Source organism: Shinella sp. 838 (genome assembly GCF_029623935.1).
GTDB lineage: Bacteria > Pseudomonadota > Alphaproteobacteria > Rhizobiales > Rhizobiaceae > Shinella.
In genome coordinates, this window is sequence record NZ_JARSBQ010000001.1 from 837,037 (window position 1) to 863,971 (window position 26,935).

Annotated in this window: 23 protein-coding genes; 8 read left to right on the forward strand and 15 right to left on the reverse strand. The window is 64.1% G+C overall.

Translation table 11 applies throughout. From position 1 onward, the window contains the following. Positions 1-86: 86 nt before the first annotated feature. The 6 genes from P9A16_RS04015 to P9A16_RS04040 all read right to left on the reverse strand — a co-directional run bounded on the left by P9A16_RS04015 (position 87) and on the right by P9A16_RS04040 (position 5,081). Positions 87-1,361 carry an NAD(P)/FAD-dependent oxidoreductase gene (locus tag P9A16_RS04015; protein WP_024270493.1) on the reverse strand — a complete coding sequence of 425 codons (1,275 nt, stop codon included), beginning with the start codon at positions 1,359-1,361 and terminating at the stop codon, positions 87-89. A 34-nt stretch (positions 1,362-1,395) separates the two neighbouring features. Beyond that, the gene (locus P9A16_RS04020) at positions 1,396-2,124 is read right to left on the reverse strand and encodes an amino acid ABC transporter ATP-binding protein (protein WP_024270492.1); all 729 of its coding nucleotides are present in this window, start codon (positions 2,122-2,124) and stop codon (positions 1,396-1,398) included. A gap of 48 nt (positions 2,125-2,172) precedes the next feature. After that, a complete protein-coding gene (locus P9A16_RS04025; protein ID WP_024270491.1) occupies positions 2,173-2,835 on the reverse strand; it encodes an amino acid ABC transporter permease in 663 nt (220 codons plus the stop codon). A gap of 13 nt (positions 2,836-2,848) precedes the next feature. Further along, a complete protein-coding gene (locus P9A16_RS04030) occupies positions 2,849-3,565 on the reverse strand; it encodes an amino acid ABC transporter permease (protein WP_245290220.1) in 717 nt (238 codons plus the stop codon). Positions 3,566-3,690: 125 nt separating this feature from the next. Beyond that, complete coding sequence (locus P9A16_RS04035; protein ID WP_024270489.1) at positions 3,691-4,494, reverse strand: ABC transporter substrate-binding protein; 804 nt, start codon at positions 4,492-4,494, stop codon at positions 3,691-3,693. A gap of 62 nt (positions 4,495-4,556) precedes the next feature. Further along, entirely contained in the window at positions 4,557-5,081 is a 525-nt protein-coding gene (locus P9A16_RS04040) for an Lrp/AsnC family transcriptional regulator (protein ID WP_023516600.1), read from the reverse strand. Positions 5,082-5,816: 735 nt separating this feature from the next. Here P9A16_RS04040 and P9A16_RS04045 point away from each other — a divergent pair. Further along, a complete protein-coding gene (locus P9A16_RS04045) occupies positions 5,817-9,050 on the forward strand; it encodes a putative Ig domain-containing protein (RefSeq protein WP_023512379.1) in 3,234 nt (1,077 codons plus the stop codon). Positions 9,051-9,300: 250 nt separating this feature from the next. Here the strand turns inward: P9A16_RS04045 and P9A16_RS04050 are convergent, their stop codons facing one another. The 4 genes from P9A16_RS04050 to P9A16_RS04065 form a co-directional block, all read right to left on the reverse strand. Next, positions 9,301-11,487, reverse strand: a complete 2,187-nt coding sequence (locus P9A16_RS04050; protein WP_023516115.1) for a caspase family protein — start codon at positions 11,485-11,487, stop codon at positions 9,301-9,303. A gap of 246 nt (positions 11,488-11,733) precedes the next feature. After that, complete coding sequence (locus P9A16_RS04055) at positions 11,734-12,060, reverse strand: cupredoxin domain-containing protein (protein WP_037406927.1); 327 nt, start codon at positions 12,058-12,060, stop codon at positions 11,734-11,736. 2 nt (positions 12,061-12,062) lie between these two features. Continuing rightward, positions 12,063-12,584, reverse strand: coding sequence for a DUF4142 domain-containing protein (locus P9A16_RS04060; protein ID WP_023513153.1), 522 nt, complete (start codon positions 12,582-12,584; stop codon positions 12,063-12,065). 79 nt (positions 12,585-12,663) lie between these two features. Further along, positions 12,664-13,359, reverse strand: coding sequence for an RNA polymerase sigma factor (locus P9A16_RS04065; RefSeq protein ID WP_023513154.1), 696 nt, complete (start codon positions 13,357-13,359; stop codon positions 12,664-12,666). Between the two features lie 183 nt (positions 13,360-13,542). Between P9A16_RS04065 and P9A16_RS04070 the strand changes: the two genes are divergently transcribed. Beyond that, positions 13,543-14,403, forward strand: coding sequence for an urea carboxylase-associated family protein (locus tag P9A16_RS04070; protein ID WP_023513155.1), 861 nt, complete (start codon positions 13,543-13,545; stop codon positions 14,401-14,403). Between the two features lie 80 nt (positions 14,404-14,483). Here P9A16_RS04070 and P9A16_RS04075 read toward each other — a convergent pair whose 3' ends face one another. The 3 genes from P9A16_RS04075 to P9A16_RS04085 all read right to left on the reverse strand — a co-directional run bounded on the left by P9A16_RS04075 (position 14,484) and on the right by P9A16_RS04085 (position 19,026). Next, complete coding sequence (locus tag P9A16_RS04075; RefSeq protein WP_024270488.1) at positions 14,484-16,727, reverse strand: calcium-binding protein; 2,244 nt, start codon at positions 16,725-16,727, stop codon at positions 14,484-14,486. A gap of 307 nt (positions 16,728-17,034) precedes the next feature. Then, a complete protein-coding gene (locus P9A16_RS04080; RefSeq protein ID WP_023516679.1) occupies positions 17,035-17,667 on the reverse strand; it encodes a Vgb family protein in 633 nt (210 codons plus the stop codon). A 138-nt stretch (positions 17,668-17,805) separates the two neighbouring features. Beyond that, positions 17,806-19,026: a hypothetical protein gene (locus P9A16_RS04085; protein WP_024270487.1), complete on the reverse strand. Its 1,221-nt coding sequence runs from the start codon at positions 19,024-19,026 to the stop codon at positions 17,806-17,808. 86 nt (positions 19,027-19,112) lie between these two features. On the opposite strand from P9A16_RS04085, the gene P9A16_RS04090 reads away from it, so the two are divergent. After that, entirely contained in the window at positions 19,113-19,811 is a 699-nt protein-coding gene (locus P9A16_RS04090) for a DUF899 domain-containing protein (RefSeq protein WP_023516177.1), read from the forward strand. Between the two features lie 48 nt (positions 19,812-19,859). Next, positions 19,860-21,074, forward strand: a complete 1,215-nt coding sequence (locus tag P9A16_RS04095) for an MFS transporter (protein WP_023516176.1) — start codon at positions 19,860-19,862, stop codon at positions 21,072-21,074. A 63-nt stretch (positions 21,075-21,137) separates the two neighbouring features. Here the strand turns inward: P9A16_RS04095 and P9A16_RS04100 are convergent, their stop codons facing one another. Together P9A16_RS04100 and P9A16_RS04105 are read right to left on the reverse strand one after the other, a co-directional pair. After that, positions 21,138-21,320, reverse strand: a complete 183-nt coding sequence (locus P9A16_RS04100) for a hypothetical protein (RefSeq protein ID WP_023516175.1) — start codon at positions 21,318-21,320, stop codon at positions 21,138-21,140. A gap of 10 nt (positions 21,321-21,330) precedes the next feature. After that, positions 21,331-21,528, reverse strand: coding sequence for a hypothetical protein (locus tag P9A16_RS04105; protein ID WP_023516174.1), 198 nt, complete (start codon positions 21,526-21,528; stop codon positions 21,331-21,333). Positions 21,529-22,139: 611 nt separating this feature from the next. Between P9A16_RS04105 and P9A16_RS04110 the strand changes: the two genes are divergently transcribed. From P9A16_RS04110 to P9A16_RS04125, 4 genes are all read left to right on the forward strand, one after another. Beyond that, positions 22,140-23,159, forward strand: a complete 1,020-nt coding sequence (locus P9A16_RS04110; protein ID WP_023517072.1) for an amino acid ABC transporter substrate-binding protein — start codon at positions 22,140-22,142, stop codon at positions 23,157-23,159. A 79-nt stretch (positions 23,160-23,238) separates the two neighbouring features. Beyond that, a complete protein-coding gene (locus P9A16_RS04115) occupies positions 23,239-24,387 on the forward strand; it encodes an amino acid ABC transporter permease (RefSeq protein ID WP_023517071.1) in 1,149 nt (382 codons plus the stop codon). 1 nt (position 24,388) lies between these two features. Further along, positions 24,389-25,483, forward strand: coding sequence for an amino acid ABC transporter permease (locus P9A16_RS04120; RefSeq protein ID WP_023517070.1), 1,095 nt, complete (start codon positions 24,389-24,391; stop codon positions 25,481-25,483). After that, positions 25,476-26,918 carry an amidohydrolase family protein gene (locus P9A16_RS04125; RefSeq protein WP_023517069.1) on the forward strand — a complete coding sequence of 481 codons (1,443 nt, stop codon included), beginning with the start codon at positions 25,476-25,478 and terminating at the stop codon, positions 26,916-26,918. Before P9A16_RS04120 ends, P9A16_RS04125 begins: the two co-directional genes overlap by 8 nt. The last annotated feature ends 17 nt before the right edge of the window (positions 26,919-26,935 follow it).

The window sequence follows — 26,935 nt, forward strand, 5'->3', positions numbered from 1 at the left end:
GCGAGATCCGTTTCCTGCTGCCGGCCGCGGGCGCAAACCCATGGAGGGAACTGGCCTGCGAACCGGCTTCGGGCACAAATCGGCACTCAGCCAAAGCGGTCGATCAGATAGGGCGCCAGTTGCGGCTTCGAACGACGGTCCGTCATGCCGTCGCGCACCAGTTCCGCCGTGCGTGCGGCCATCGTCAATCCGAGATGGCCATGGCCGAATGCATAGAAAACATCGGGGTTGCGAGGTGACGGGCCGATTACGGGCAGCGAGTCTGGTGTGGATGGCCGGAAACCCATCCACTCGGTCACGGGCATTCTGTCTTTCAAGGCGGGAAGAGCGCTCCTGGCCGACGGGATGAGTGCCCGTATCCGGGAATAGTTCGGCGGCGCCTTCAGCCCGGCGAGTTCATCGCCGCTTACCAGGCGAACCCCGTCGTGCATCGGCGAAAGCACCAGCGACAAGCGTGGGATTACCACCGGACCGCGCAACAGCCGGCCCGTCTCTTCTCCGAATGCGATGTGGTATCCGCGCTCGGTATCCAGGCTTACGCGGTCGCCGACCTGCCGCACCAAATTGGCCGACCAGGCCCCTGCCGCAATGACCAAACGATCGAAACTGCGCACCCCGTCCTCGGCATGGACTGTGGTGCCCGCTTGAGGTCCGCGTGCAACGCCTTTGACATGCCGGCGCAAATGCACGGCACCCAATCGCGACGCGCCTTCAAGATAGGCGTTGGCCAGGGCCCCGGGGTTGCGCACGAAGCCGCTCTCGAATTGATGAAGCCCGACCAGGCAAAGGGAGGGGTCGAGGTTTGGCTCCAGATCGGTCAGGGCCTTGCGGTCGAGAATCGTGTAGCGAACCCCAAAACGATCCATCAGACGGCGATCCAGCGCGGTGGTCTCGAACTCCTGTTGCGAGCCATAGACCTTCAACCAACCCTCCTGGCCAATCAACGACTGGGCACCGCATCGCGATGCGAGGGTTTGATGCGCGGCAAGGGACTGCGAGACGAGCGGATGGAGTGCCGCCGAGATCCGATCGACCTCGGCCGGCCTGGCGGCGCGGATGAAGCGCACAAGCCAAGGCAGCACGCGAATCGAATGGCGCATGCGAAGGACCGCGGGGGAAGACCGATCCAGCAGATAGGACGGAAGGGCACGCAGGACATCCGGCGTCGCAGTCGGCGTCACGGAGCCGGTAACAATGCCGCCTGCATTGCCGGAGGAGGTGCCGGCTCCCGGCAGGTCAGGATCGAACACTGTCACCCTGTGGCCGTCGAGGGCCAGGGCGAAAGCGGTCGCGCATCCAACGATGCCCGCGCCAACGATGGCAATCGCCAAAGGCGCAGTTTCATTCACACGCGTTTGCATGGAACATCCCACCCGAATTGACAGGGTTTCGACCCTAGTGCTGCAGGATCTTGCCGAGGAAATCCCGCGTCCGGTCGTTTTGCGGCGCGGTGAAGAATATCTCTGGTTTCGCAGCTTCGACGATGGCGCCGCGATCCATGAAGATGACCCGATCGGCCACCCGCCGGGCGAAACCCATTTCGTGAGTCACGACCATCATCGTCATGCCTTCCCGCGCGAGCGACACCATCACATCCAGCACTTCATTGATCATCTCGGGGTCCAGCGCAGAGGTCGGCTCATCGAACAGCATGATTTTGGGCTGCATCGCCAGCGACCTGACGATAGCGACCCGTTGCTGCTGGCCGCCGGAGAGCTGATGGGGATAGTTGCCCATCTTGTCGCCGAGGCCGACCTTTTCCAGCAGGGCCCGGCCGCGCGCCTCAGCCTCGGCTCTGGGAAGCTTGCGCACGTGGATCGGCGCGAGGACCACATTCTCCAGGGCAGTTTTGTGCGGATACAGGTTGAACTGCTGGAACACGAAACCGACCTCCATCCGCAGATTGCGCAACCGCGTTTCAGGGGTGCCGAGCCTTGCGCCATCGACGGTCAGGCCGCCTTTTTGAAACGTCTCCAGGCCATTGACGCATCTGATCAGCGTGCTTTTACCCGAACCGGACGGGCCACAGACCACGACGACCTCCCCCTTGCCAATGCTGAGATTGACATCGTTCAGGACGTGCAGGGGGCCATACCATTTGTTGAGAGATTGAAACTCGATCATGGGGTGATATCCAGTGGGAACAAGGTCGTGACAGTCATGGCATTCCCGTCACAGGGCCGTGGGCTGGTCCTGGCCTTCCATACGGCGCGCCAGATAGATCAGCGGGTAGCAGATCACGAAGTACGACAGGCCCACGATCGCGAAGACGAGAAGGCCGTTGGGGATCGACTGCACCATCACCCAGCCCGCCCGCGTCAGATCCAGCAGGCCGATGGCGGAGACGACGGACGAATCCTTGATCAACAGCACGAACTGCCCGACGAGGGACGGGGTCACGATCCGGGTGGCCTGCGGCAGGATGACGTGGCGCATCTGCTGGGTGCGGGTCAGACCCGAGGCCGCCGCCGCTTCCGATTGCCCCGGCGGTACGGCTTTGATGCCTGATGCGACGATCTCTCCGATGAAGCAGGCGGCGGCATTCGACAGGGCGACCACGCCCGCCCAGAAGGCGCTCAATTCTATTCCCGTTTCGGGCAGAATGAAAAAGACGAGGAACACCTGGACGAGGAACGGCGTGCCTCTAAAGAAATCCACATAGAGACCCACCAGCTGCGAAAGCCAGCGTTGCGATCCCGCGCGAACGATGCCGAATGCGAAGCCGACGGCAACGCCTATGACAAGGCTCAGCGCGGATAGCGACACCGTCATGCCGATGCCCTTCAGCAAAACGGGCCAGTAGCCGATTGCCTGGTCAATCTGGAACCATACCATCTCCGCTCCTCCCTCAGGCCTTGCCGGGATGCTGGCTCTGGTGTGCCCAAAGGCCCGCCAGTGCTTTCAGGGTGTAGTACAAAACGAGATAGGCAAGTGCCGTTGCAACGAGGCCTTCGACCGGCATGAAGCGATCGATGGCGATCATCTGCCCGGCGCGCGTCAACTCCACCACCGAGATGAGCGACAGCAGGGACGAGTCCTTGACCAGCACGATGGCCTGGCCGATCAGTGGCGACACCGTGGGCCGCACGGCTTGCGGAAGCACAATCAACCGCATGCGCTGCAGATAGGTCAGCCCGGTGCTCATCGCCGCCTCGATCTGCCCGCGCTGGATCGAGAGAATCCCCGAGCGGACAATTTCGGCGACGTAGGCACCGGAGTTCAAGGACAGTGCGATGACCCCGATCACGATTTCCGGCACCAGAATGCCGAGGCGGGGCAATCCGAAGTACAGAAAGTAGAGCTGCGCCAACAACGGTGTCGCGCGAATTGCATCGACATAGGCCACGGCAGGCCATTTGAGCCAGCGCAGCGGCTGGATGCTGAGAGTGCAGGCAATGATGCCGAGAACAATGGCCCCGGCAAAACCGGCAGCCGACAACAGGAGCGTCGCGAGAAAACCCTGCCAGATGTCCGGCAGATATTCCAGCATCACACGCGTATTCAGGTTTCCAAACATGGCACCGATTTTCAAGGCAGGATGCGGCGCGCGATCACGGGCAGTCATCCGCCCGTGATGTCGGCGCTCGGAACGAGAGTTTGTCAGGGAAAAGTGGAATCCGGCTTGCCCGAGAAGACAAACGAAAACAAAGAACGCTGAAGCTGTCAGATTCAGTACGACGCTGACGGACTCTAGTGCTCGGCTTTCCACTTGTCCGAGTTTACCCAATAGTTGAGGTTCTCCTGAAGCCGCCCGTCGAGCGTGGTGTTGTCGATGAACAGGTTTGCCCAGGTAAGGAGATCCATCGAGTCATATCGCACGGCATAGGCCAGCGGTTCCTTGGAAAGGAGGTCCGGAAAAACCGTGAACGTGCCGGCACCGTATGTGGCCGTTTGCGCCGCGACGGCCGAGCTGTCGTTCAGTCCGCAATCAGCCTGGCCTGAAGCGACCGCGTCCAGGAGCAGGGTACCCGAGCCCTTGAACGATTTGACCCGGCCTTGCGGGAATGCCACCGGAGCGAGTTTCTCGCCGGTCGAACCGAGGAGCACCGCGATCGTCGTGCCGGGCGCCCTGCAATCCTCGACGGTCTTGAACGCACCGTCGCCCTTGCTGAAGGCGACAGCGCCAACATACATGAAAGGCTTGGTAAAACCGACTTTGGTTGCGCGCGCCAGCGTCGGCGTCATGTCTGCAGCGAGCATGTCTGCCTTGCCGGACATCAGCGCCGGCAGCAGGCCGTCCCAGTCGAAGTCGAGATAAACGACCTTGACGCCCATCTCCTTTGCCATCAGCGTTGTCAGATCGATGGCGCTGCCGGTCCTGTTGCCGCTCTTGTCCATGAACGAGAAGGGAGGCCCCTGGGTTTGCACTGCGACGCGCAATTCGCCGCGTGCAATGATGTCGTCCAGCGTGCCGGCATTGACCGAAGTTGCACCTGCGGCCTGTGTCATGACGGCAAGCGTCGCCGTCAGAACAAACGCATTGAGTTTGCTCATTCATCCTCTCCCATTTATTGAAATACCGGACCTCCCGGCCTTTGCTTCCTACAGGCCGCCCATCACTCCCGGCCCGGATCTGCAGCGAGGTCGTCTCTGCCGATTTCGTCGTCCCAGACGCCTTTCGGCAAGCTGAGCCATTTGTTGTGTGATTTCATCACCACGAAGGTTTCGCTGCTGCGGATCACGCCTGGTTCCTCCAGGCCGGGCAGCAGCTCGCTGGTAACCCGGTAGAGTTCGTCCATGTCCCCTTCGAACAGCACTTCGGCAATGATGTCGTAGCGGCCGGTCACGAGGCTGACGGAGGCCACATAGGGCAATTCGGAAATCTTTTTGGCAATCTCGTTCAGCCGGCCATGGCCATTTGCGCGGATGCCAACCATCGCGCACACGAGTTCGGGCCGCTCCGATATGTTCAGCACGCCGACGATCTTCAGCAGGTTCCGCTCGATCAAGGATTTCAGGCGCGCCCGCACGGTCGGGGGACTGAGGCCCAGACGCTCCGCCAAATCATTGACCCCGTCACGACCGTCGTCCGACAGCAGTTTCGTGAGGTGCCTGTCTATCCGGTCCAATACAGCGCGCATTCTGTCCTTCTTGTATGGCTGGCTCGATGAGGGGAGAATAGGAATTAAGAAAAAAATAGCAACACATTTTTTCCTTTTAGAAAAATTAAGCGATATTTTCTTTCCATCTATGCTGGCTTCGTGTGTGAAGAGGCCTGCGAGCACACCCAGTCCGATTATAACACTCCGCAAGCGAGTGCTCCCAGGGCCTCATCAAGACGCACCATGGCATTTGGATTGCGCACGGGGGTAGCCTTGCGCGCGCAACCGACGCATCGCCATCGCCGGGCTTACCGGCGCGGTGTTTGTCAGGAATGGCGCGGGCCGTGGCGAAATCCTGCCGGCCCGTTTGCTTGACGGAGGCAGCGGTCCGCCGCGCTGTAGCGCAAACAAAGAGAACCCGCCGTGGCCGCAAACCACCGAAGCGTGGCTCCGGAGGAGGGCACTTGCGGGACCAGTTCAGCGCTTCGCCTGTCGTTTCAGAAAAAATCAGAAAATTTCAGAAAGCTGGGGCGGCCGTATCAGGACCTTCGCTGGCGGCGGGATTATCTATGTCGCGCACGGGAATGGGGAACGGCATTCGTGCCTTGGCCGAGGGCGGCGGCCGACGAATGTCGATAGCGACAGCGTGGTTTCGAGCGCCCGCCCGCGGGACGCTTTGGTTGCCAACACGACGCCACGGCAGCGGGGACACGATTTCCGGCATCGGGACTGGCGCCGCCCGTTGTGCAGGGGAATGACATTTTGGGGAACGTTATGTTTGGAAGTACGACGGAAAGCCGGATCAACACCACGACCGGCGGGAACCAGACCGCGCAGAGCGTCACGGCACTCTCCAATGGCGGCTGGGTGGTGACCTGGCAGCAGGGCCATGACATCTACCAGCAGGCCTATGACGCCCGTGGTGAGCCGGCCGGGTCCGAGACGCGGGTCAGTCCGGATCTCGGGTCGGCCGTAAATTTCGAGGCGCCGCAGGTCGTTGCGCTCACCGACGGCGGCTGGGTGACGATGTGGGGTATCTCCTATCAAAGCCTCCAGGCGCAAATCTTTCAGGCTGATGGAACGGCAGGCCCCAGCCTGGTGATTGCCGTTCAATTCGGCAGGCCGCAGGATGCGCAGATCGTCGCCCTGCCGGATGGCGGCTGGGCGGCTATCTGGTCGACCGATTATTTTATCTCGGAAGGCGTTCACGTCGCGACATTCGACGCCGACGGCAACCCGGTCATGCCGGCAATGCGCGTCGATACCCAGACGTCGAGCCTTTTCTGGGAGAACGCCAAGGTCACACCACTCGCAAACGGCGGCTTCGTCGCGACATGGGTGGCAAGCGACTACAATCTCTACCAGCAGGTCTTTGACGAGCATGGTGCGCTGGTCGGTTCCAACGAGGGCGTGAACACGGGCGGGTCGACACTCAACGGTCCGTACTATGAAGTCATCGTCCGCCCCGGCGGAGGCTGGATTGTCGCCTGGAGCGCGGGAAGCGGGCTCAACAGCGAGGTCTATCAGCGGGTCTATGACGAAAATGGCAACGCTGGCACCGTCACGCAGATCAATCGTGGCAGTGACGGTCCGCAGAACTTCGTGCAGATGGCGCTTCTGGAAGGCGGTGGTTGGGTCGTGTCGTGGGTCGGCGACGACGACACCAGCGCGGGGACGAGCAACGGCCTTTTCCAGAGGGTCTACGACGCCAACGGCGATGCGCTTGGCCCGGAAACGATGGTCAATACGACCGTCGAGGGCTGGCAATATGTTCACTCCGTCGTCGCGCTGACGGGCGGCGGCTGGGTCGTGACCTGGGAGTCGACCAATCAGGATGGCAGCGGCTTGGGTGTCTACCAGCAGGTCTATGGTGCCAACGGGCAGCCGGTTGGCGGCGAGACGCGGGTCAACGGCGAAACGGAGGGCGACCAGAAGGTCATCAAGGTCACCGCCCTGCCGGACGGCGGCTGGGTCGTGACCTGGCAATCCGCCGGGCAGGACGGCGACGGGCTCGGCCTCTACCAGCGCACCTTCTGGGTCGGCAACGATGCGCCGACCGTCGGCAACACGATCGCGGCGCAGCAGGCGACGGAGGACAGCGCCTTCAGCTTCACCTTCGCCGCAAACACCTTCTCCGATGCCGACGCGCTCGATCGGCTGACCTTTACGGCAACGCTCGCCAATGGCGACGACCTGCCGGCCTGGCTGGAATTCGATCCCGAGACCCGAACCTTCTCCGGCACGCCCGAGAACGGCGATGTCGGGGAGATCAGCATCCGCGTCATCGCGACCGATGGGGGCGGCGAAAGCGTTTCCGTCGATTTCACGCTGACGGTCGACAATGTCAACGATCCGCCGGAGCCGAACGGGACGATCGCTGCTCAGGTGGCGAGCGAGGATACGGCGTTCAGTCTTACCCTTCCCGCCAATACGTTCATCGATGTCGATGCCGGCGACACGATGACCTATGCCGCGTCTCTGACGAACCATGACCCGCTTCCGGCCTGGCTCACCTTCGATCCCGCGACACGGACCTTTTCCGGCACGCCCGACAATGACGATGTCGGGGAGGTCACCATTCGCCTGTTTGCGATCGACGAAGACCGGACGGTCGGTTTCATCGATTTCACCCTGACGGTGCAGAACGTCAACGATGCGCCGACGGTGGTGGGCACGATCGCGGCGCAGCAGGCGACGGAGGACCGGGCCTTCAGCTACACCGTGCCGGCCAACACGTTCGCGGATGCCGATGCCGGCGACACGCTCAGCTATTCGGCAAAGCTCTCCAACGGCAACGCCCTGCCGAGCTGGCTGGTGTTCAATCCGGCGACGCGGACCTTTTCCGGAACGCCGCCGACGGGCGATGCGAGCGGCATCACCGTGCGCGTGACTGCGACGGACGGGAGCGCCAGAACCGCCTTCGTCGATTTCACGCTTACCGTCACCGCTGTCAACGACGATCCGGAGCTGCCCTCCAACGGCACGGCCGCGACGGCCGAAGACAAGAAACTGACCGTCGATGTGCTGGCCGCCGCACGGGACGAGGAGGGCGACGCGCTGAGCCTTGTTTCCGCCTCCGTGCGCTCGGGCTTCGGTTCCGTCTCGATCGAGAACGGCCGCCTGGTCTACGACCCGACGAGCGCGCCGAACCAGAACCTTGCCGAAGGGGAGAGCCGTACGGTCGTCATCCGCTACACCGTGTCTGACGGCCACGGCGGCACGGCCAAGGCCGACCTCAAGGTCACCGTCCGTGGCGTCTCGCCCGATGTGGTCAAGGGCACGGACGGCAACGACAGGCTGGACGGCAGCAAGGGCGCCGATGTTCTCTATGGCTATGCCGGCAAGGACGTGCTTGACGGCAAGGGCGGCGTGGACCGCCTGGTCGGCGGCGAGGGCAACGACACCTATATCGTCGGAAAGGGCGATGTCGTCGTCGAGAAGGCGGATGAGGGTATCGACCTCGTCAAGTCCGTCGTCAGCCACGCGCTGTCCAGCCATATCGAGAACCTGACGCTGGAGGGCAGGGACAACATCAACGGAACCGGCAACAGCCTTGCCAACACGCTGACCGGCAATGCCGGCCGGAACACGCTCGATGGCGGGGCGGGCAACGACAAGCTGAACGGCGGCGCTGGAAACGACAGGCTCTGTGGCGGGCAGGGCGCGGACAGACTATCGGGGGGCTCCGGTGCGGATACGTTCGTCTTCAAGTCCATCAAGGAAACAACGGTTGCCTCCTCGGGCCGCGACACGATCCTCGATTTCAGCCGCAGCCAGGGCGACAAGATCGACCTGAAGGCTATCGATGCCAGCACGAAGAGTTCTGCGAACCAGCCCTTCGATTTCATCGGCGATGAAAAATTCCACAAGAAGGCCGGGGAACTGCGCTACGAGACGAAGGCGGGCAACACGTATATCCATGGTGACGTCAACGGAGACGGCAAGGCCGATTTCACCATCGTTCTCGACAGGGTGATCGACCTCAAAGCCAGCGATTTCATCCTCTAGACGTTGCGGTATCAGCTTTGACGGTATCGGCCGGGAAGCGACCACGGCGTGGAAGAGATGGTTGCCATGCCATGTGGTCGTCCAGTGGCTGCTCGGGCGGGGCGTGCTGACGGTCGTGGTATCCCCCCCGTCGGCCGATGGGGATGTTGCCCGCCGGCAGGAACAAGCGATCCGAAAACGGTTCAGCCGCGGTCCCGATCGCCTGTTTTCGAAGAGGCGTTTTTGCCTCGGAATGTATGCGTGCGTGGCCTCATGGAATTTCGGTGTAGGCGAGGGCGCCGGCTTTGGCCTCGTTCTTTTGTTCGGCCGTCAGCCGCGCGCGTGCGGCGTCCGCGACGGTAAGGCCATTCGGCGGCTGCCACCACACGTCATGCGTCAGCGTCGACATGTCGTTGTCGAGGAGGATGTAGTCGGCAAACTTCTCCCCATGTTCGCGAAACGCCGCCGGTACGGTGTAGGCATAGTCGGCCATCTCCCGGATGCGCCTGCCGTCCTTTGCCGAAAAGATGGCGGCGCCTGTCTGGCCGACGACGGAATAAAGATCGCCCGCCGGGGAGAAGGAGGCGTAGAGACCCTTCTCCACCTTTCCGATCTGTTGTCCGGTCTGTGTATCGAACAGGAGGATTTCATAGGATCCGCCGTTGTCGAGTTGCGTGGCGACCATCCGCGTTCCATCCGCACTGAAGCCGAAGGCTATCGGATAGAGCTCCTTCGAAACCGGAACGACCCCAGAACCGACCAGGCTGTCCTGCACGAGCGACCAGTGCCCGAAGACGAGCAGCTTGGGCACATTGGTAGAGGTGTTCGTGCAGACGAACGAAAGGGAGGCGCCGTCGGCACTCAGGACCGCAAAGCCCCGGGTCAATGCCCAACCCGCCGTATTGGCCAGTCCGTTGCATTTCGTTCCAAGGTCGAACTCAAACCGCTTGGCGCCGCTGTTCACGTCCCAGCCCTGCACCAGGGCGAGACCCTGTTTGTGGAGCGTTCCGACAAGAACGGCGCCATCCGGGCTGAACACCAGGACGGGGGGATTGAGGCCACCATAGGCCGGGCCCAGATGGTCTGCGGAAAGCTTGATGGTGGAGATGGTCTTGCCCGTCGCCGCATCGGCGACCTTGGTGATCCCCTTGCCGAGATAGGCGGCAACGCGGGATCCGTCCGCCGAGAATTTTACGCTGGGGACCGCGGTTCCCACCTCGCCCAGAATGCCGATCACCGTCTTCGTGCCGGTGTCCCAGATCTCCAGCGTGCCTTTTCCGACGCCACGATATTCGCGGTCGACGGAGGCGACGACGGCCCGGTCGCCACCCACATTGGCGACCACGACGTGGATGTTGTTCGCGGGAACGGGAAGGACGATGCTGCTCGAGCGCGTGGCCGCCGTCAGCGCCTGATAGGCAAAGGGAAACTGTTCCGCGGTCCTGTCGTCGATGCTCTGCGGAAGGCCCCGGAAAGCCTCCACGATCGCGCCCTCGACATCGCCCCTCCCGAGAAGCCTTTTCGATGCTCCCGCGTGGTTTTCGGAGGCCGACTGCGCGTCCTCGAATGTCATCGTGCCGTTCAGCAGGATTTCGGCGGTGAGCGACGATTTTATCCATGGTGTCTGGGACCAGTCCGTCGCTTCGCCGACGCTTCGGGAGACCTCGCTGAGGGCGCGTTGGACGGAAAAACCGGGCGTCTTGACGGCCGTGACAAAGGCTGTTGTGAACGGGCTCAGGTCTCCCTCGCCATCCGAGGCCGTTGCGTTGGGCGACGTGGAGTAGGCGACGAAAATCCCGCGCGCCTCCTGTCTCGCGCCCGGCGTGTTGGCATCCACCTTTGCCAGCCCCCGCGCGAGGCTGCGGCCGGTTGATGCCGACAGGCCCTGGGCGTCCTCGCGCGCGAACGGATTGTTGCGACAGGCGTCAAGGAAAACGAGGATGGAGGCGGACTTCGCCTTCACGCCATCGATGATCTCGTCGATATAGACGAAGGCATCGGAAAGGGCGCCGCCGGCCTCGGCATCCGTCGCGACGATGTAGTTGCGGTCATCGATCTGTATGCCGTGTCCGGAATAGTAGACCAGGGCGATATCGTCGGGCGACAGGGCGGATTGCATGCGCAACACACAGTCGCGGATGGTCGCACCGCGGGCGTCCAGCGCCACGAAGACGGTGAAGTTCAGTTTTTGCAGCACATCCGTCACCGCGGCGGCATCCCGGGCCGGATTGCGCAGCGGTGCGATGCCGCCGCCATAGGCCGCGTTGCCGATCACCAGCGCCAGCCTGCCGGCCTTGCCTTCCGGTGCGCTGTCGAGAGGTTGGGAGCCGCCGGCCGCCATCTCCTGACAGGTATCGGCGGGGATCGCCTGCGTCGTGGTGGATGCGCTGGCGGAGGCGCATGAAAGGCACAGGCCGAGCGCCAGCGTTGCGTACGCGAGCAAAGTTTTCACGAGCATGACCAGTTCCTCGAGGGAAAGACCAACGGTGAATGTGCTGCAGTGCCTGAAATGAAGGCGTCACAGTAGCAGCTTCATTAGGAGGCGTAAATATTATTGCCGTCTGAACACTGCATCGCGCGGACGGCTGAGGTTTGCAGGAGGCAGGCCGGATGATGGGGGGAAGCAACGCCTTCCGGGGAAAGCGTTGCCCTGCTGCAAATGTCGGCCGGGTGCGCCTTTTGTTCGCACCCGGCGCGCAGGGTGTCAGGCAATGATGGTGATCGTTCCCTTCATGTTGGGGTGGAAGCGGCAGTAGTAGGCGACGCTGTCGTCAGCGGTGGCAACGTGCGTGATCGTCTTGCCGGGCGGGATCAGGATGTCCCAGCCGCCCTTGACGGTGGCGGTGTGGGAAAAGGGATCCCGGTTGGTCCATTCGATGGTCTCGCCGGCCTTGACCTTTATGTCGGCGGGCAGGAAGGCGAGTTTTTCGATGGCGACGTGCACGGTGCCGTTATGGGCGCGGGCAAGCGCATGGCTGGCGAGGACGGCTGTGCCTGTCGCAAGGAGCTGCCGCCGGCTGAGGGAGGGCATGGTCATTTCAGGGCGGCCGCGACATGTTCGGCGTGCTGCTGGTGGCCCTGGAAGAGTTTCAGGCCGGTTTCGAGCAGGCTCTTCAGCTCGGCATTTTCCGCGGAGGGGATGAGCAGGGCTTCCAGCGCCTTGTTGACCTCGCCGTGATAGGTGACCTCGTTGTTGATATAGGCCTTGTCGAAGGCCGCGCCGTCGAGCTTGGCGAGTTCGGCGCGCTTGTCCTCGGCGGCCCTGGCAAGGGCCTGGCTGGTGGCGTTGTCCTGCGGCGTCACGTTCAGCTTCTTGACGAGGGCAAGGGCCATGTCGTTGACGGCCTCGTGGTCCTTCTGCATCGACTGGGCGAAGGCGAGCACATCGGCATTCTTCGTCTTCGACAAAGCGAGCTTGGCGGCCTCCACGTCGATGAGCCCGGCGCTATAGGCGATATGGGCGATCTCGGGATCGGTCGGCTTGTCGGCGGCGCCGGCGAAGGAGGCGGCAAGGGCAAGGCAGGCGGCGCCGAGCGTGGTCATGAGGGTCTTCATCGGGTTTCTCCTTGGCCGGCGGTGCCGGCCCTGTTTCGGTAACGCAGCATTGGATGCCGCATCGCCGCCGGGGTTCCCGTCAGCCCGCAAGGCCGAGTTTTGCAATGACGGCCTCCGTCAACCGGTCGCAGCGCGCGCCGGCAAAGGGGAAGGCGTCGATCAGCACCGGGCCGATCTGCGCCTCGAGCCGTGCCCGGATCTGCTTGCGGGCGCGGTGAAGCCGTGTCTTGACGGTGGCCGGCGGCAGGTCGAGCAGCGCGGCGGCCTCTTCGACGCTGAGGCCCTCGATGACACGGGCGACGAAGACGAGGCGGAAAGCTTCGGGAAGCGCGTCGGTCGCCTCCTCGACGAGGTGCAGGAGTTGTCGCTGGGCCATGAGGCGCTCCGGGTCCTCGATGGAGGAGGCAAGCGGGAAGGGGATGATCTCGGCCTGTGTCGGGCCGGCCGGGGGCGCGGCGCGCTTCAGCCGTTTCTCGGCGCGAAGGCGCATCAGGGCGGTGTTGAGGGCGATGCGCGACAGCCAGGTCGACAGCGAGGCCTCGCCGTTGAAGCCCTGAAGATGGGCGAAGGCCCTCAGATAGGCCTCCTGCAGCACATCCTCCGCATCTGCATTGTTGCGGATGACGGCCCGCACGAGACGGTAGAGGCGCTGGTTGTGGTGCTTGATGATGCGGCGGACCGCATCGGCGTCGCCAGCGGCCGCGCGCGCGACGAGGCGAGCTTCGTCCTCGATGGCGGCGGCGGGGGTGGCATTGGCATTGGACAAGACGGGCATGCTTGTTCTCCTTCCGGGACCATATTGGATGCCGGCGGTGCCGCAAGGTTCCCGGAAAAATCCGCCTGTATCGCGACGCGCGGGGTCGGCGAAGGACGGCTGACAGATGGCGGGAACCGGCTATAGTCGCCGGCGGCTCGCAATGCCTGTGGTGGCGGCGCGACACGACATGGAGACTGAAAGATGAAGCCCACCCCCATCACGGCGGCGCCCGGCGACGCCGCCGCCCGCAAGGCGATCAAGCCGGTGATCTGCTATCCGGTCGAGACCCTGCCGCGTCCCGACCTTGCGGCCTATCGCGCGCTCCGGGACGACCTGACGCTTGTCGAAACGGTTGTCATACCGCCGCGCGAGGCCGCCACCTGGTCGGTGCCGGCCGGACATTTCTGCCGTCTTGTCTGCAGCGAGGGGCCGCAGGTGGGCGACCTCAACCTCTTCAATGCGCAGAACCTGAAGGAACGGCTCTACACGGGCAAGACACGCGCGCTCGCCGGCACCCATGTCGGCCTCGGCGACCAGCTCTTTTCCAATTTTCCCTATCTGCGCCCCATCGCGACGATCACGCACGACACGCTCGACTGGTACGGCTTCGACGCGTTCGGCGGCGCAGTGCATGACGTGATCGGCACGCGCTGCGACCCCTATACGCACAACCTGCTCAGCCACGGCGGGCAGTATCACCATTGCTGCCACTCGAACCTCACCCGCGCCTTTGCGGCGAAGACCGGCATGGCGCTGCGCGAGGCGGAAACCTATGTGCACGACGTGCTGAACGTCTTCATGTGCACCGGCTTCACGCGCGATACCGGCCAGTATTTCATGAAGGCGAGCCCGGTGCGGCCGGACGACTATCTGGAGTTTTTCGCCGAGATCGATCTTCTCGGCTGCATGTCGGCCTGCCCGGGTGGGGATTGCTCTGCGCAGCACTCGTCCGACACGGCGGCGTGTTACCCCATGGTCGTCGAAATCTACAAGCCGAAAACCCTGCCGGCCGGCTGGGCGCCGCCGCCGGTCAACGGCTACGATGGTAGCCATGGTCTCTAGGGGATTTCCGAGCCGAAGCGGTGACGCTTCGGCTCGGGCGCTATCGTGGAACAACAGCTGCGCCGGCTGCCCGCTCGACCCTAGAGAATGAAGTCGTCTCTGTTGAGGCTTTTCTGGCCTTCCAGCGTGACCTGGATTCCATTGATCGAGACGACCACGCCTGCCGTGGTTGTCTGGATATTGATGTCGTTGAAATCCAGCGGATTCGTGCGGGTCGAGAAGGCCGAGAGGTCGATCTTGTCCTGACCGCGGGTGAAGTCCATGATGCGGTCCTTGCCGGTGTTCTCCCGGAAGATGAAGATGTCGTTGCCGGCTCCACCCCAGAGCTCGTCGTTGCCGGGACCGCCATGAATCCGGTCATCGCCGGTGCCGCCATAAATCTGGTCGCTCCCCGCGCCGCCATAGAGGATGTCGTTGCCGCTGCCGCCACCGAGAAGGTCGTCGCCGGCGCCGCCGCCCAGGGTGTCGTCGTCATCGCCGCCATACAGCTTGTCGTTGCCGCCGCCGCCCCAGAGCTTGTCCTTGCCGTCGCCGCCGTAGAGCCTGTCGGCGCCGCTATCCTTTCCGCCATAGAGCTTGTCGTCGCCACCACCGCCGAAAAGCGTGTCGGCGCCCGGGCCGCCGCCGAGAATGTCGTTGCCGCTGCCGCCCTTCAGCAGGTCGTCGTCTTCCCCGCCCCACAATGTATCGTTGCCAGCGCCACCGTCGAGATGGTCGTCTCCGCCCTTGCCGGAGAGCAGGTCCGCCCAGTTCGTTCCGGTGAACCGGTCGTCGCCATCGCCTCCGATGAGGATCTTGCCCTTATCCGTGTCGGGTGTCGTCGGCGTCGGTGTCACGTCGAAGGTGATAACGCGCTCGGTCTGGTCGATATCCTTGCCGTTGTGATCGGTGCCCCCGTCGTCGACGACCTTGAAGCCGATCGTCGTCAGGGCGGTGCCGTCCTCGCCCGCCGGGGGCTCCCAGGTCAATTTCCCGGCGGTGATATCCGCAACCGCGATCGTCTGCCCCGCCGTGATGGCAATGCCGTTCAGAAGGACAGTGCCCTTCGTCGGGAGCGTCGTTATTTTTACACCGGACAGACTGTTGCCGTTGGTATCGGAAAAGCCGAAATCGGCGACCTTGAAACTATAGGCCGTGTTTTCCTTCGCCGTGAGGGTTGCATTGGTCCCGGTGGGGGCGTCGTTGACGCCGAAGTAGATCTTCTGGGCGATGTTCTGGAATTCTCCAGGCACACCCATTTTGAAACTCTGCCAGGTGACCACCCAGCCGCCACCCGGTAGCGCCGTTACGGACGGGAATTCCTGATCGCTCGCCGTTATGTCGTTTACGAGGACCTCGCTTCCGACTGCCGTGCCGCTCGAATTATAGTGGCGTAGGTAAATGTCGTTGGCGCTTTGCCAGGCGACCACCCATCCGCCATCGGTCAGGGCGGTGATGGACGCATTTTTCTGATCGCCTGTCGAGGTCGTGTTGACCTGCGTTTCCCCAGACCCCAGGGCGTTGCCGTCCTTGTCGTATCTTTGCTGGTAGATGCCGGTTCCATTTGTATCGGGTGATTGCCAGGCGACGACCCAGCCGCCGTCCTTCAACCCCGTGACGATGGCATTGGCCTGTGCACCCGCCGTAAGGCTGTTGACAGGCGTTTCCACGCCTTCCTGGGTGCCGTCGGCCTTAAAACGCTGCTGGTAGATGCCGGTTCCGTCGGCGTCGGGTGACTGCCAGGTAACGATCCACCCGCCGTCCTCCAGCACGGCGACGGAAGGCTTGGTTTGGTTTCCGGCAAGTGTGGTGTGGACACGAACTTGTGCGAGCGTGGTCGGATCGCCATTTGCATCATACTGTTGCTGGAAGATGCCGTGGCCATTGCCGGCGCCATCGTTCCGAGATGCCCACACGACGACCCAGCCACCATTGGGCAACGCGGTCACGGTGGGCATTTCCTGTACGCTGCCCACGTCCGTAACGACGACCTCTCCCACGGCGGTCGTCGCAGTGCCGTCTGCATCGTAGCGCCGCTGGTAGATTTCCGGGCCGCCTGCTTCATCGCCGACCCACGTCACAAGCCAGCCGCCGTCCTTGAGGGCGGTTATCGCAGGTTGATACTGCGATTCGGCGGTCGTCGTGTTTACCAGCACTTCGACGCCGTCTGGCGTTCCATCCGGTTTGTAGCGTTGTTGGTAGACGCCGTCGTTCGAGCCGTCCTGTCCCCAGGATTGCCATGTCACCACCCAGCCGCCGTCCTTGAGCATTGCAACGGATGGCTCCAGCTGCTGGCCCGGCAAGTGTGTGTTGACCATGGTTTCGGTGCCTACCAGGATAGTCATGGCGGTTCTTCCCTGTTTGTGGCGCATCTTGGACGATGGCCATTTTTGGTCGAATTCCCTTAAAAGTAGAGGAGTATGAGGTTGAGCTCGCGATGGCAAGTGTCGGATGGGTTGTAGCGAAAAGAATTATCCGGTTTCACGGGGGCGGGAAATGCCGGCCGTGTTTTTTGGCCTCGTGAGGCGGCTGTCCGCTCGATCAACGGGCGTATCCTGTGCTTCACGCCGCGCCGGGCTATCGGTGCCGCCACGCCTTCAGAAGGATGGCGGCACCCGTGTTCGTTGCATTGCCACCCGCGTCCGGCATCCGTCAGCGCGGGCGGCGGATGGCGCGGATCTTTCCGCTGTTGCCGCCGCCGCAGAAGAAGCGGTCGGCGCCGTCGGATTCGAGGCCGGAGACGCCGATGCCGGCGGGCATGGTGATGGTGTCGAGCACGGCGCCGGTTTTTGGGTCGAGGCGGCGCAGGCCGCTTTCCTCGCCCTCCCAGGTGCCGTGCCAGAGCTCGCCGTCCACCCAGGTGACGCCCGTCACCATGCGGTTGCTCTCGATGGTGCGTCGCACGGCGCCGGTTTCCGGGTCGATTTCGTGGATCTGCCGGCTGCGGTACTCGCCGACCCAGAGCGAGCCTTCCGCCCAGGTGAGGCCGGAATCGCCGCCGTTGCCGGGGGCGGGGATGGTGGAGACGATGGCGCCGGAGGCGGGGTCGATCTTGTGGATGCGGTCCTCGGCGATCTGGAAGAGATGGCGGCCGTCATAGGCGGTGCCGGCATGGGCGGAAAGGTCGATCGCGCGCAGCACGCGGCCGTCGTCCGGATCGAGCGCGTTGACCTTGTCGCCCGAGGCGAACCAGACGGCCTTGCCGTCGAAGGTGACGCCGTGGACCTGGTCCACGCCGGGGAAGGGGCCGTATTCGCGCAGAATGTCTGCTTTGGACGTGGTCATGCTTGTCTCCTTTGAACCGTTGATGCGGTGGTCCCGTCGTGTCGGGGCGATTGCCGGGATTGGCGCCGTGTGCTTCAGCCCCTGGTCTTGCGCATGTCGCCGCCGCAAGACTGCCGCGAACTGGTGCGCGTTCCGTTTTTAGCTGCCGGGCAGCGGACCCGGGAGTAACAAGAGTGTCGAGAAAGCGCCGGGCACCGGCGTCAGCCAGCGCCGGCTTCGGCCGCGGCCGACAGCCTGCACCTTGCCGGCGGCGAAAAGCTCTTCGAGTGCGCGCTGCACGGTGCGGGCGCTCGTGCCGAGCGCGATGGCGAGTGCGGAACTCGACCAGGCCTCGCCATCGGCAAAGAGGGCCAGCACATCGGCATGCGGTTCGTCATGCGGCGGCGCCAGCACGGCAACGGCCCGCCCGCCACGGGGCAGCAGCCGGAAACCGTCCTTCGTGGCGGTGGCCCCGGCAAGCGGCTCGAGCTCGGCCCGCAGCCGGCCCATTTCGACGCGCAGGCGTACCCGGTGGGATTCGTCGGCATGCCGGGCCCGGAAGGCGCGGAGCAACAGGTGTTCCCGGCTGGCATCGGCGGGAAAGGCCTCGGCGAGCGTGCGCAGCAGCGCAAACAGGATCGGCCGCGTGGCCAGCGAGATGCGGGTCTCGCCGCAGCGCACGACATGGCGGCAGGCATCGACCACCAGTCTGTCGGTTGCCAGCAGCGCTTCGACCTCGGCGGGCAGCAGAAGGCGTTCCTCGCCATCCGCGATCACGCGGGCGGTCGGTCTTTGCAGGATCGCGGCCGCGTCCTCCACCTCCTGAACAAGGGCGGGAATGCCGGCGTGCCGGGCGGCCTCCGCGGCGCGTGCAAAGGCCTCGCGGGCCGCTGCCGTGCGCAGGCGGCGGGTCGCGATGCCGGCAGCGGCGAGGGCATGCGCGGCCCGAAGCGGCGGGGTCAATGCTGCGGGATCGAGCGTGGCGAGCTGCGCTGCGGCGTCGTCGAGCCGGCCGATCAGGAGCAGGCGGCGGATGGCGAGTGTCCGGGCATGGGCGGCGTTGGGCCGGTCGCCATGGGCCGCAAGCGTCGCCTCGGCAGCGGCGAGCGCCTTCACCGGCCAGGCAAGATCGCGCGAGACGAGGGCGATCTCGGCTTGCGCGACGACGCAGCGCGCCCGCGCCACCGGCTCGCGCGGACCGAAGGCGCGAGCGGCGTTCTTCAGCAGCGCCTTCGCGCGCTCGAGATCGCCGAGCTGCGCCATGGCGATGCCGCGCAGGGCCATGGCCGGTGCGTCGTCACGCAGCGCGACGCGGCTCAACGCGCCGAGCGGATCGCCGGTTGCGAGCGCCCGGGCGGCGGCGATGATCATCGAGTCCATGCAATTCCCGTCACACTTGTAACTCCCGCTTCGCGGCGACCACCCCTTACGTTTGGTGCATCGCTAGAGAAGAAAGGCGTTTCACGATGCGCAATCAAGTCGTTTCACATGAGGACTGGCTGAAGGCCCGGCTGGCGCTGCTCGCCGCGGAAAAGGAATTCACCCGCCAGCGCGAGGCGCTGACCCGCCAACGGATGGCGATGCCCTGGGAGCGGGTGGGGAAGGCCTACCGCTTCGACGGGCCGGAGGGCGTCCTGACGCTGGAGGACCTTTTCGCCGGGCGCTCGCAGCTCCTCGTCTATCACTTCATGCTGGGGCCGGACTGGCAGGAGGGCTGCAAGTCCTGTTCCTTCTGGGCCGACAATTTCAACGGCATTCCGGTTCATCTCGCCCAGCGCGACGTGACTTTCACGGCGATCTCGCGCGCGCCGCTGGAAAAGATCGATGCCTACCGGCGGCGCATGGGCTGGAGCTTTCCGTGGGTCTCCTCGGGCGGCAGCGACTTCAACTTCGACTACCAGGCGTCCGCGACACCGCAGGAACAGGCGGCGGGGCGCGCCTATTACAATTTCGAGATTTGTTCGAACACCATGTCGGAAATGGTCGGCGTCAGCGTCTTTTACAGGAGCGGGCCGGGCGAGGTGTACCACACCTACTCCTGCTACGCGCGCGGCGTCGAGATGGTGAACGGTGCCTATCACTTCCTCGACCTCGTGCCGAAAGGCCGCGACGAGGACGGCCTTCGCTATCCGATGGAATGGGTAAGGCGGCACGATCAATACTGATTTGGGCGCGGCCCCGGCCAGAAGCTGGCGGCCGCAGAGGAGATGACAATGATCCATACGCATTATCGCTGGGTGATCGTCGCCGCAGGCGGCCTTCTCGGCTGTATCGCCATCGGCGCGATGTTCTCGCTGCCGGTCTTCCTGCTGCCGATCGCCAAGGACACCGGCTGGTCGGTGACCGGCATTTCCACCGCCATGACCATCGGCTTTCTCGCCATGGCCTTCGCGAGCATGTTTTGGGGCAGCCTTTCGGATCGCTGGGGGCCGCGGCCCGTCGTGCTGGCGGGCTCGGTGCTTCTGGCGGCAAGCCTGATGGCTGCGAGCGTCGCCACCTCGCTTCTCGCCTTCCAGTTCGTCTTCGGGCTGGTCGTCGGTGTGGCGGTCGCTGCCGTCTTCGCGCCGATGATGGCCTGCGTCACCGGCTGGTTCGACACGCACAGGAGCCTTGCCGTCTCGCTCGTCTCGGCCGGCATGGGCATGGCGCCGATGACCATGTCGCCCTTTGCCGCCTGGCTGGTCACCTTCAACGACTGGCGCGCCTCGATGCAGATCATCGCGCTTCTCGTCGCCGTCGTGATGATCCCGGCCGCCCTTCTGGTGCGGCGTGCGCCGGGGCTGGAGGCGGGCGGCGATGAGCTTGCGGCGGCCGACGAGCCGCAGGCCGGCATGACAACGCGCGATGTCCTGAAGACACCGCAGTTCATCATCCTGTGCCTGACGAACTTCTTCTGCTGCGCCACCCATTCCGGGCCGATCTTCCACACGGTGAGCTATGCCATCACCTGCGGCATTCCGATGATCGCCGCCGTCTCGATCTACAGCATCGAAGGCCTTGCCGGCATGGGCGGCCGGGTCGCCTTCGGCCTGCTCGGCGACCGGTTCGGCGCCAAGCATATCCTGGTGCTCGGCCTCTTCGCGCAGGCCTTCGGGGCGCTCGCCTATGTCTTTACCGGCGGGCTGGCCTCCTTCTATGTCGTGGCGGGCCTGTTCGGCTTCATCTATGCCGGCGTCATGCCGCTCTATGCGGTGATCGCCCGGGAAAACTTCCCGCTGCGCATGATGGGCACCGTCATCGGCGGAACGGCCATGGCCGGCAGCCTCGGCATGGCGCTGGGGCCGGTGGCGGGCGGGCTGATCTACGACACCTTCGCCAGCTATACCTGGCTCTATGTCGGCTCGTGGGGCATCGGCCTCGGCGCTTTCCTGATCGCCATGACCTTCCGACCGGTGCCGAAGGCGCGCGAGGCGCTGGCGGCGGCATAACCGCGAACAATCGACCCGCCGTCCATTCGGGCGGCGGGGTTTCTGGAGAGAAGGCAGCGGTCTTCAGGCCGCGCCTGCGGGATCGCCGATCGGCATCAGCGCCGGTTTCGTCGCCTGTTCGCGCCTGGTCTTCTCGGCTTCGGTCTCGGGCTCGGCGGTGGTATCGCCGGGCTCGACATCGTTCCGGGGCTTGTGTTCGTCGGGGGAGGGGCGCTTCGGGTCGCCTTGTGCTTTCGGGCTCGTCATGTCCGTCTCCTTAGAAATTCAGGAATTGCGCCGGGTTCTGGCGGGCGCGCATCAACAGGTCCAGCTCCCGCTTGGACGGGCCGAACTTGTCGTAGAGGCGCTTGGCCTCTTGCGCCGGCAGATCGTAGGCCGTGCGAAAGGTTTCTATCGTGTAGCGTTCTCCCGACAGCCTTCGGTGGTCGGGAAAGAGCTTGGACTGGTCCGGCATCGAGCATCACGCCTCATTGTCAAGGGCATGACCTCAACCGGTAACCGTGCCGATTGTTCCCGCAGGCATACGGGAAAAATTCGGGTGCTTTGCAGCCAGCGGACGGGCCTGTGCCATGCCGGTGAAAACCCGCCGCGTGCGGTTGCCGATAGTCGTGGCAGATGTCCCGCCACGCCTGCGCGACGGAAGGCCGCGCATTTGCGATGCCAAGGGCGGGACAGCGACGAGGCCGGAGCATTCGCGTTCCAGCCTCGTCGCCTGGGAGAAATTCTGGCCGGAAACCTCACCTCGGCTGTCCGACGACAATTGTATAATCAAATATCCGGGAAACTGTATGGCCTGATAAATTTATCAATATGCATAAACCTTCCAGCGCATCAGTTGCGCCTTCGAAGGTGTGCAGAATAACAGTTAATGTCTAATATACATGGCTTCATGCCCATTGTACATGGCTGATTTTGTGGGATTGTCGACATTCCATATCTGGAACTGTTGATGATGCGCTTTTTGCATTGTACACAATAATTGCGATCTAAGAGATCGCGATGGAGCGGTGTCGCTGGAGGGCGGTGCGTCGGCTCTATCCAACAACACCCAATGGGAGGGGAAGCATGAAGCAGGCACTTCTTTCGATCTGCGCGGCCGCGCTCGGGCTCACGATGGCCGGTCAGGCCTCGGCAGCCGGCACGCTCGAAACCGTCAAGGCGCGCGGCAAGCTGGTCTGCGGCGTCTCGCTGGCAACGCCGGGTTTTGCGGCGCCCGACGACAAGGGCCGCATGCAGGGCTTCGATGCCGATATCTGCCGGTCGATCGCCGCCGCGGTCTTCGGCGACGGCGACAAGGTCGATTTCGTTCCGACCAACATCAACACGCGCTTCCAGGCGCTGCAGTCCGGCGAGATCGACGTCCTGTCGCGCCAGACGACCCACACCTTCTCGCGCGATGCCTCGCTCGGCCTCGATTTCGGCCCGACGGTCTTTTACGACGGCCAGGGCCTGATGGTGGCCAAGTCGCTCGGCGTTTCCAGCGCCAAGGAGCTGACGGAAGCTGCGATCTGCACCCTGCCGGGCACCACGACGGCGCAGAACATCTCCGACTTCTTCCGCGCGATCAACGGCAAGTTCGAGCTCGTCGTCTTCGAAAGCCCGGACGAGAATCGCGCGGCCTTCTATTCCGGCCGTTGCGAGGCGATCACCTCCGACCGGTCCGACCTTGCCTCGATCCGCGCCGTCGCCAACAATCCGGACGACTATATCGTTCTGCCGGAGACCATCTCCAAGGAGCCGCTGGCGCCGGCCTTCCGCCAGAACGATTCCAACTGGGGTGACATCGTTTCCTGGTCGGTCTGGCTGCTGATGGCCGCCGAGGAGAAGGGCATCACCCAGGCGAATGTCGACGAGAAGCTGAAGAGCGAGGATCCGGACGTGCAGCGCATGCTCGGCGCCACGGAAGAGCTCGGCAAGATGCTCGGCCTTGACAACAAGTGGGGCTACAACATCATCAAGAGCGTCGGCAACTATGGCGAAGTGTTCGAGCGCAATCTCGGTGAGGGCACCAAGCTCGGCCTGACGCGTGGCCCCAACGCGCTGTGGAACGCCGGCGGCATGATCTACTCGCCGCCGATCCGCTGATCGCTTCCGAGCGATCGTCCGGGCGCGCGCATGGCGGTGCGCGCGCCCATCCCCTTTTGGTCTTTTGCGGTGGGGATACATGGCTTTCCTGCATGACATGCGCTTTCGCGCCTACTTTTACCAGGTCGTCGCGATCTGCGCCGTGATCCTCGTCGGCTGGACGATGTTTTCCACCGCGAGCGGCAATCTCGCCAAACAGAACATCGCGACCGGCTTCGATTTCCTGAACCGGCCCGCCGGCTTCGTCATCACCGAATCCGCCATTGCCTTCGAGGCGACCGATACGGTCGGACGGGCCATCCTCGTCGGCATCGCCAACACCGTGAAGGTGTCGCTGCTGGCCGCCATCTTCGGCACGCTCATCGGCCTTGCCGTGGGCATTGCGCGCATGTCGCGCAATCCGCTGCTGGCGCGCCTTGCGCTCGTCTATGTCGAGCTTCTGCGCAATGTGCCGCTGCTGCTCTATCTCTTCCTCTGGTATTCGCTGATCATCCTCATCCTGCCGCCGGTCAAGCAGGCGCTGAACCTCCTGCCGGGCGTCTATCTCTCCAACAGCGGCCTCGTCGTGCCGGCGGCCCTCATCGAAAGCGGCGGTGCGGCGCTTTTCGCCTGTCTCCTCGGCGGCGCAGCGGCTGCATTCGTCATTCGCCGGGTCTCCACGCAGAAGCGCGTTGCGACCGGCCGCTCGAACCACGGTGGGCTCATCGCCACGGCTGCCTTCGTGCTGCCGGCCCTGCTGCTCTGGCTTTCCGGCGGCTTCAGCATCGACTGGGATTTCCCGACGGCCGGAAAGTTCCGCCTGACGGGCGGGTTGCATGTCCGGCCGGAATTCGTGGCGCTGCTCTTCGGCCTTGCGCTCAGCGTCTCGGCGACTGTCGCGGAGATCGTGCGTGCCGGCATCCAGGCGGTCGACAAGGGGCAGTGGGAGGCGGCCGCCGCGCTCGGCCTTGCGCGTGGCAAGACCATGCGGCTCGTCGTGCTGCCGCAGGCGCTACGCATCATCATCCCGCCGCTCACCAACACCTACCTTACCGTCTTCAAGAACAGCTCGCTCGCCATCGCCATCGGCTATCCGGACCTTGTCATGGTCTCCAACACGGTGATGAACCAGACGGGTCAGGCGATCGAGACGATTGCGATCTTCATGGGCGTCTACCTTGCCCTCTCGATCACCATTTCGCTCGTGATGAACTGGTACAATGCGCATGTCGCGCTGAAGGAGCGTTGATATGGCCGACGTCCAGACCCTTGTCCTCGCGCCGCCGCAGCCGGCGCCGAGCGCCCCGCGCCTCGGCAGGTTCTCCGCCTATTTCGGCACGCCCGGCAACACGCTCGTCAGTATCTTGTCTATTGCCGCCATCTTCTTCGTCGCCAAGCTCGCCTTCGGCTGGCTGGTGGCCGATGCGGTGTTTTCCGGCGGTGGCGAGACCTGCAAGGCGGCAAGCGGCGCCTGCTGGCCGTTCGTCGCGCAGAAACTGCGCTACATGCTGTTCGGCTTCTATCCCTATGACGAACAGTGGCGGCCGATGCTGGCGCTAGCGCTGCTCTTCGGCGCCTTCCTCTTTTCCATGATGCCACGCTTCTGGAGCCGGGGTCTGCTTCTTGCCTGGATCCTCGTCGTCCTGCCGGTGCTCTACATCCTGATGGCAGGCGGCATTTTCGGTCTGACGCCCGTTGCGACGACGAGCTGGGGCGGCCTGCCGCTCTCCTTCATGCTCTCCTTCGTCGGGCTGACGCTCGCCATGCCGCTCGGCATCGTGCTGGCGCTGGCGCGTGCCTCCGACCTGCCGGCGATCCGCATTCTCGCCGTGGGCTTCATCGAGATCGTGCGCGGCGTGCCGCTGATCAGCATCCTCTTCATGGCGACGGTCATGCTGCCGCTGTTCATGCCCGAGGGCGTCACCATCGACAAACTGCTGCGCGCGCAGGTGGCGATCATCCTCTTCGCCTCCGCCTATATCGCCGAGATCGTGCGCGGCGGCCTGCAGGACGTGCCCGCGGGGCAATACGAGGCCGGATCCTCGCTCGGGCTGCACTACTGGCAGGTCATGCGCAAGATCGTGCTGCCGCAGGCGCTCAAGAAGGTCATTCCGCCGATGGTGAGCCTGTTCATCGGCTTCTTCCAGGATACGACGCTCGTCACCATCGTCGGCCTCGTCGATTTTCTCGATACGGTGCGTTCGGCCATCCGCGATCCGGAATGGCAGGGCATTGCCGTTCTCGAAGGCTATCTCGTCGCTGCCGCCGTCTACTTCACCTTCAGTGCCCTGATGGGCGCCTATAGCCGTTTCCTCGAAAAGCATTTCCGGACGACCCATGCCTGATACCGTCACCGTCATCCGCAACGCCCATACCGTTATCGCCTACGATGCGGCGTGCGGCGGCCATGCCTATCTGCACGATGCGGACGTCGCCTTCGACGCGGCCGGCTTCGTTCATGTCGGCGGGCGCTACGAAGGCTCGTTTGCGGAGGAGATTTCCGGCCGCGACCGCATGGTCATGCCGGGCCTCGTCAATGTGCACTGCCATTCCGGCGAGGAACCGGTCTCGAAAAGCCTGTTCGAGGACGCCGGCACGGCGGCCCTCTGGGGGCAGGCGATGTACGAATATTCGACGCTGATCGAGATTGGCGACGACGCGGTCGAGGCGGCGCTCACCGTCATGCTCGGCGATCTCCTGCGCAGCGGCGTCACCACCTTCGTCGACATTGCCGGCCCGCATGCCTGCTGGCTGCCGACATTGGTCAAGAGCGGTGCGCGCGCCTATGTCGCCCCGGGCTTCCGCGAGGCGGCCTGGCATGTCGAGGACAGCCACAGGCTGGATTTCCGCTGGGACGGCGCGCGGGGCAGGGAGGCCTTCGCCCGGGCGCTGGAGACGGTCGATGCCGCCCGCGCGCATCCCTCGGGCCGGCTCGGCGGCATCGTCGCCCCGGCACAGGTCGAGACCTGCTCTGCGGCATTGCTGCAGGAGGCTGCGGAGGCAGCGCGCAGCCGTGGCGTGCCGATTACCATCCATGCCGCGCAGACCATGGCCGAGCACGAGGAACTGATGCGCCGCCACGGCCTCACCGCCGTCGCCTATCTCGAAAGCCTCGACCTTCTCGGGCCGGACCTCATCCTCGGGCATTGCATCTTCGTCGACAGCCATGACTGGACGCGCCAGCGCACGGCGGCGGATCTTGAGCGGCTCGCTGCCAGCAGGACGAGCGTCGCCCATTGCCCGGTCACCTTCTCGCGCAGCGGCATGGTGCTGCAGTCGCTCGGCCGCTACCGGCAGGCGGGTGTCAACGTGGCGATCGGCACGGACAGCTATCCGTTCAACATGCTGGAAGAGATGCGCATGGCGATGATCTGCGCCCGCATCGCCGGCGGCTCGGTGTTCGACGTCGATACGGCCGCGGTCGTCGAGGCGGCCACGCTGTCGGGCGCCAAGGCCCTGGGACGCAGCGATATCGGCCGCATCGCCCGTGGCGCGAAGGCGGATTTTTCGCTTGTGGACCTCAAGCATCCCGGCATGCAGCCGCTCTACGACCCCCTGCGCAACCTCCTGCACTGCGCCGCCGAGCGCGCCGTCGTCGGCGTCTATGTCGATGGCACCTGCGTCATGCGGGACGACCGCCCGACACTGGTGGATTACGACGGTGCGCTGGCGGAACTACAGGCGGTGCAGGATTTTGCGGTGCGTCGCCTCCAGGCGAACGATCCGCGTGGCCGGCCCGCCGCGGTGCTTGCGCCGCTGTCGCTGCCGGTCCTGTCCTGACGCAAGCCGGGCCTGGA